Here is a 6,385-nt window from a genome sequence, read left to right as displayed (position 1 = left end):
CCAATTTGGACCATGTTTTTTATCAAAAAAGCCCATTAGGCTAAACACTAGTAAGTGCTGCGCATCGCGTTGAACAAAGTGCTCTAAACGGTTTCGCGCTTTAAATAGTGGTGTAAGCCTATACATGCTTGAACAAAATACAAACACCCAAACTCCTATCAACACTTTAAACCACATAACTTCAAATAACTCAAAAGCAAATATTAAACCAATAAGCACAAAACCGATGAGTGCAATGATTAATGCTATTTTTTTGTTTACTGAGTCCACTATGAATCCTTTTTAAGATCTTTTTTGTCATCTGATGCTTTTTCTGTTGGCTCAGGCCAATCTTTAAAAAACACGGTTAAATAACGACTTTTAACTAAATACCAAAGCACCCAAAAAACAATAACCATTTGCACCGCTAAAAAAAGTGAAAACCGGTAATGGCTATGTGCCGCTTGTACTATTAGCCACGTTAAATCTATTAGCGCGCATACAATTAATGGCCAGCGCATATGCCGCCAAATACTCGCTAATCTGTCAGTGGCTTTATGTGAATCGCGAGGGCGGCGCAAGCAAAATAACAACGTAGGTAATATCGCAATACTGCCAATGGCAATAGCAATAAAAAAGTCGCTTTTAGATCTAAAAAATAACGACATTAAGTCAAGCTCTGGTCGTCGGCTCAGTGCCGCAATAACCCAAATAAAATAAGCACGCAGCAACACCACTACACTTAAGTGAAACGCAACAGGGGTGCGATAACTCCCGTATTTATCCCAGTATTGAGGACCGTATTGGCTCATTACTATTTTCCTAGCCGTTATGCTTTTTAAGGAGCTCGATTAAATCATCCTCTGTAAGCACGTCTATCCCCAAATCTTGAGCCTTTGTGAGTTTAGAACCGGCTTTTTCACCCGCTACTAAAGCATCAGTTTTAGCAGATACACTACCTGACACCTTTGCACCTAGATGTTGTAAGCGCGCTTTAGCATCATTGCGATTAAGCGTATTGAGCGTACCTGTAAGTACATAAGTAAGCCCCGCCAGCGGTTGCTCATCCTCTGACGGTGCACTTAGCGCAGGCCAATGAACACCTTGCTCAATAAGCGCATTGACCACCGCTAAATTGTGCTCTTCACCAAAAAAGCCTCGTACATGCGATGCTACAATATCGCCTACATCGCTTACTTGTGTGAGGCTTTCAACACTAGCACTAATGATATTCTCTAGCGTTAAAAAGTGATTCGCTAAATTTTGTGCCGTAGCCTCACCGGCTTCTCGAATACCCAGTGAATATAAAAATTTAGCAAGCGTAGTGGCTTTTGCTTCATTTAAAGCAGTAACTAAGTTTTTAGCCGATTTAGGCCCCATGCGCTCAAGTGATTCAAAGTGACCTTGCTTTAATATAAATAAATCAGCCGGAGTTTTTATAAGCTCACGGTCCACTAGTTGATCAACAATTTTATCGCCAAGACCATCTATATCTAGTGCCTTACGCGAGGCGAAGTGCTTTATAGCTTGCTTGCGCTGCGCGGGGCATACTAGGCCACCAGTGCAACGGGCTACAGCTTCCCCTTCTACTTTTTCTACATGGGAGTCACAAATAGGGCAAGCTGATGGAAACACAATGTCTCTTGCATCGGTGGGCCTGCGTTCAAGCACAACTTGTGTTATTTGCGGAATCACATCGCCAGCACGGCGTATAATCACCGTATCGCCGACTTTCACGCCTAATCGAGCAATTTCATCACCATTGTGAAGCGTTGCATTAGACACCGTTACACCGCCTACAAACACAGGTTCTAAACGAGCAACAGGCGTAATTGCACCTGTACGACCAACTTGAAACTCTACATCAAGGAGTTGAGTGACTTCCTCTTGCGCCGGAAATTTATAGGCAATAGCCCAACGAGGTGCCCGCGCTACAAAGCCTAAACGCTCTTGTAGGGCTTTTTTATTAACTTTTATTACTACGCCGTCAATTTCATATTTAAGCTCACTGCGACGCGTTAAAATATCATCATAATAATCAAGTGCAGCTTGTGGCCCTTCCACCAGCTTTGTTTCTGGACAAAGGGGTAAGCCCCAATCAGTTAGCTTTTCTAATTGCTGAAAGTGATCCTCAGGAATTGAGCCATCAGCAACCAAACCAGTACTGTATGCATAAAACATCAGTGGGCGTTTTGCGGTAATTTTAGAGTCTAGCTGGCGTAGGCTACCTGCCGCCGCATTACGTGGATTTACAAATACTTTTTCGCCACGCTTTTGCGCTTCATTGTTTAGCTTTTCAAACCCTGCGCTGTCCATAAATACTTCACCACGCACTTCAAGCTCTTTGGGGTAGTCGCCACGCAACTTAAGGGGGACGTTACGAATTGTTTTTACATTTTGAGTAATATTCTCGCCTGTAAAGCCATCACCCCGTGTTGCAGCTTGTACCAACACTCCATCACGATAAATAATAGATACCGCTAACCCATCAAGTTTTGGCTCACAGCAAAAAGTGAGCTCATCTGTGCTCATTAAACGCTCTTTAATTCGGCGATTAAAGCCCGTAAATTCATCTTCGCTAAACGCATTATCAAGCGATAGCATTGGCACTTGATGAGCAACTTGCTCAAATTTACTAAGCGCTGCACCACCTACTTTTTGAGTCGGTGAGTCAGCAGATAAAAATTCAGGATTTTGTGTTTCAAGCGCACTGAGTTCGCGTAATAGCCTATCGTATTCAGCATCGGGAATGCTTGGGGTATCAAGCACATAATAATTATAATTGTGCTGCTCTAATAGGGTACGAAGATGATTAATTTGCTCACTAATGCTGCTAGACATTTAAACCTCAAAAAACATAAAAAAGCCACTTTGACGATATCGCCCAGTGGCTTGTAAAAATTATATATTACAAATTGTTAAGCTGAAAAAGCACGAACCTGCTCAACATATTGCCTTACACGCTCAACACTCATTTCTTCGCGTTCTGCGTCTAATATGTGCGCGCCAAATTCGTCGGCTATTTTTTTAGCCGCACTGTGCAACATATTAAAGGCTGCTAGTCCGTCACCGTCACACGGCAAGGTCATAAATAAGCTCACACCTGCGGTGCTAAACTGTTCCATATTGTCTATATCGAACGTTCCTGGGTTGTACATATTAACTAATCTAAACAACACAGGCCCTTGGCCTGCAGGGTCTAAATGACGATTAAAAAAGCCTTCTTCAGAATATTTAAAACCAAGCGTATTCACAGCAGGTAATAACTTGCTGCCTTGCATAGTTAACCCTTCTGGCATTTGTATATGTACAATAACAAAATCGGGTACTGGCTCTTTTGGTTGTTCATTAGTTTGCTCAACCGACTCTAAATCGTCAACAACACTCAGGTCATCTTCAATAGGAACCTCTGGCGCGCTGGGCTCAATTTGAGGCTCATTAGCATCAAAGTTAAGTTCCCCTAGCTGTGGTTCGTCACGCTCATTAATTACCGGCTCTTTTGGCTCAGCTTTTTGACTATATGAATGAGAGGAAGCTGTTTGGCTTTCTTGGAGTGGTTCAACCCGTTCATTAACGGACGTATCTGGGCTCTCTTTTTTTCTTACAGACCATAAACCATGGACTAATAAGCCACCAATGACAATCACACTGATAATGATTAAAACCCATCTTAATTGTTCGGCCATCCCCTCACCTTTTATTATTTGTTATGCCTAAAACCTGTATAGTAATTAAAAACTAATACACGTGTTATAAAAATTTATGCGTGTGCAAGTTGCACCGCTTGTTCAATATCTACTGCAACCATTCGAGATACACCCGGCTCTGCCATGGTAACACCGGTTAAACGCCCCGCCATCTCCATTGCAATTTTGTTATGGCTTATATAAATAAATTGCACTGATTGTGACATTTCTTCCACCAAACGGCAAAAGCGAACAACGTTTGCGTCATCTAATGGTGCGTCAACTTCATCCAGCATACAAAACGGGGCTGGATTTAGCCTGAATATAGAAAACACTAATGATAATGCCGTCAGCGCTTTTTCTCCACCACTTAACAAGTGAATAGTTGAATTTTTCTTACCTGGCGGCCGTGCCATTATACTAACACCACTTTCAAGTAAATCGTCACTGGTTAATTCCAAATACGCACTCCCTCCACCAAAAACTTTAGGAAACAGCTGTGCAAAGTCTTCATTAACTTGATCAAACGTGGCTTTAAAGCGTGTTTTTGTCTCGGTATCTATTTTCCGAATAGCCCCTTCAAGGGTATTTAACGCTTTAGTTAAATCCTCTAACTGATTATCTAAATACTCACTGCGCTGTTTTGCAACATCAAACTCTTCTATAGCTGCTAAGTTAACCGCACCCAGCTTGTCTAGCTGATTCGTAATACCTGTTAATTGGTTTTGCGCTGCATTTAGGGTTAAGTCGTCAGGTAATGTTTCAACTACGGCTTTTAAGCTTTGTTTAAGCTCTTCTAATGGCTCAAGTGCAGCTTGTGCCTTTATTAATAAGCTCTGCTCTTCAAGTGTTAATTTTTGATGTTGTTCTTGAAGCCCTTGCAGCTCACCTTGCGAATTTTTAAGGCTAGCTTGCTTTGTATGTAAGGCGTCTTTAGCTTGTGATAAATCGTTTTGCAATTGCGCTAATCGTTGTTCGCCTTGCTGATGCTTTTCTAGTAAGGTTGAGATTGATTCACTAAGTGTTTCTTCTGGAATAAGTAACGCCTCTATTTCCAAAACTAAATCTTCAGCTCCTTGTTTTGCCTCTTCATAGGCTTGCGCTGCATGGCTCAGTTTTGTTTGACTTAACTGCCATTCACTACGTGCTTTTTGCTGACTTAAGCTTGCCTGATGAGCCTGCGTTTTGTATTGCTCCAATGCGCTGAGTGCTTGGCTATAATTTTTATCGCTGAGCATGCGCTCATCATTCGCAATCTCAGTTTCATCTGTTAAATTTAATTGCTGCTCAACAAATAGTTCATATTGCTCGGTTTGTTCATCAAGCTGCTTATTGAGTTGCACCAGTGACGCACTTATCGCTTGCTCTTGTGTTTTTATTTTTGATAGCTGATGTTGATGTTGAGTAACTTGCTCTGTGAGCATATCGCTTCGGGTACTTGAAATAGCAATTTGTTGAGCAAGCTGATGAATAACGTCTTTGAGTGCTTTTTGTTCGGTATTAAGCTCTGCTTGTATTACAGTGTATTGTTCAAGCTCACTTTTGACCTGTTCAAGCTGACTTTTAACCTGTATGACCTCATCGGTGTGCGCGTGAAGTTGCTTATGCTTTATTAGCAATGAGTTGTCGGTGTTACTGTCTGCGTTTACGTGCCAATTACGACCATGCAATGCGCCTTTTTTATCCATTATCGCAATGTAATAGTCATCATTTAGCATAGATAAATCGGCGTGTTCGCTATAGCCAATTCGCGTGAGTAAGTCAGGGTACACGCCAGCGGTAATATAATCTGCCAAGCTTGCCTTAAGTGAAGGCTGACTGCTTGGCCATATGCTATTAGTTGATTGCTGCTCTGTTACACTTAAATGCGTAAGCGACTTAAGTGCTTGCTCTATTAATGGCTCAAAACCCTCTTGCACTATGAGCTGACTTAAAACCCCAGTTGAGTTAGTGACCTCTTCATCTAACCCCAATGCACTTTTAAGCCCAGCAATACGGGCGTTTAGTTCATTTTCTTTCTGTGTCAGTGTTTTATGATTGTCTTGAGTTTCATCAACCAGCCTATTTTGCTGAGTCAATTTAACTTCACATTGCGCAAGCGCGCTTTGGTTTTTTGCAAGCGCCTCAGTGAGTGCTTGGCGCTGCTGTTTTTGCTCGGCCAGCTGATGTTCTACATTATTATTTTTTAGTTCATCAAGCTGTAAATTAAATTGGCTAAGTTGCTCATTAACATGATTTATTTGCTGTTGCGTGTGCTTTATTTCACTACTTTGCGACTGCACCTGATTGGTAAGGTGTTGCTGTTGTTCGTTGAGTGTTTGCCAATTAGAATAACTTCGCTGCTTAGCACCCTGCAACCCCTCAAGCTCAAATGACAATTCACTCACTTGCTCTTCGCACATTAAACTGCTTTCTATTGCCTCTTGCAGTGCTTCATCAAGTTCTTCGCATATATGCTGCTGTTGCGCTTTTTGCTCAAGGCTATCTGTTTGGCGTTGTTGTAATTTTATTAAGCTTTGTTTAAGTGACTGTATTTGTTGTTTAACACTAATTTTTTGCTGTTCGGCTCGAGTTAACTCGGTATGAGTAATATGTTGCTGGTGCTGCGCATCACTTAATTTATCTTGCTGAGCTTGTACCTCTCCTTCAAGTGTTGCAAGCACATCATCGTGCCCTGAGTGAGCCGTTTTAAAAAAGCTTATTTGCTCATTAAGCTTTTT

4 protein-coding genes and 1 pseudogene are annotated in these 6,385 nt (G+C 41.7%); all 5 read right to left on the bottom strand.

The window, feature by feature from the left end; all coding sequences use genetic code 11:
- Positions 1-270 (bottom strand): annotated as a pseudogene (locus BCG07_RS05860) (hypothetical protein); the annotation flags it as partial.
- The gene (locus BCG07_RS05855; protein WP_138741031.1) at positions 270-791 is read right to left on the bottom strand and encodes a DUF2919 domain-containing protein; all 522 of its coding nucleotides are present in this window, start codon (positions 789-791) and stop codon (positions 270-272) included. The gene BCG07_RS05855 and the pseudogene BCG07_RS05860, both read right to left, overlap by 1 nt.
- Before the next feature lie 10 nt (positions 792-801).
- Positions 802-2,820: an NAD-dependent DNA ligase LigA gene (gene ligA / locus BCG07_RS05850; protein WP_286889239.1), complete on the bottom strand. Its 2,019-nt coding sequence runs from the start codon at positions 2,818-2,820 to the stop codon at positions 802-804.
- Between the two features lie 77 nt (positions 2,821-2,897).
- Positions 2,898-3,665 carry a cell division protein ZipA gene (gene zipA / locus BCG07_RS05845; RefSeq protein WP_286889238.1) on the bottom strand — a complete coding sequence of 256 codons (768 nt, stop codon included), beginning with the start codon at positions 3,663-3,665 and terminating at the stop codon, positions 2,898-2,900.
- A gap of 74 nt (positions 3,666-3,739) precedes the next feature.
- Positions 3,740-6,385 (bottom strand): coiled-coil domain-containing protein (locus BCG07_RS05840; protein ID WP_286889236.1); only part of this gene is annotated, 2,646 nt, incomplete at its 5' end.

Origin of the sequence: Pseudoalteromonas sp. ESRF-bin5 (assembly GCF_002632075.1) — a bacterium.
Classification (GTDB): domain Bacteria; phylum Pseudomonadota; class Gammaproteobacteria; order Enterobacterales; family Alteromonadaceae; genus Pseudoalteromonas; species Pseudoalteromonas marina.
This window is presented reverse-complemented; position numbering and strand designations above follow the sequence as displayed.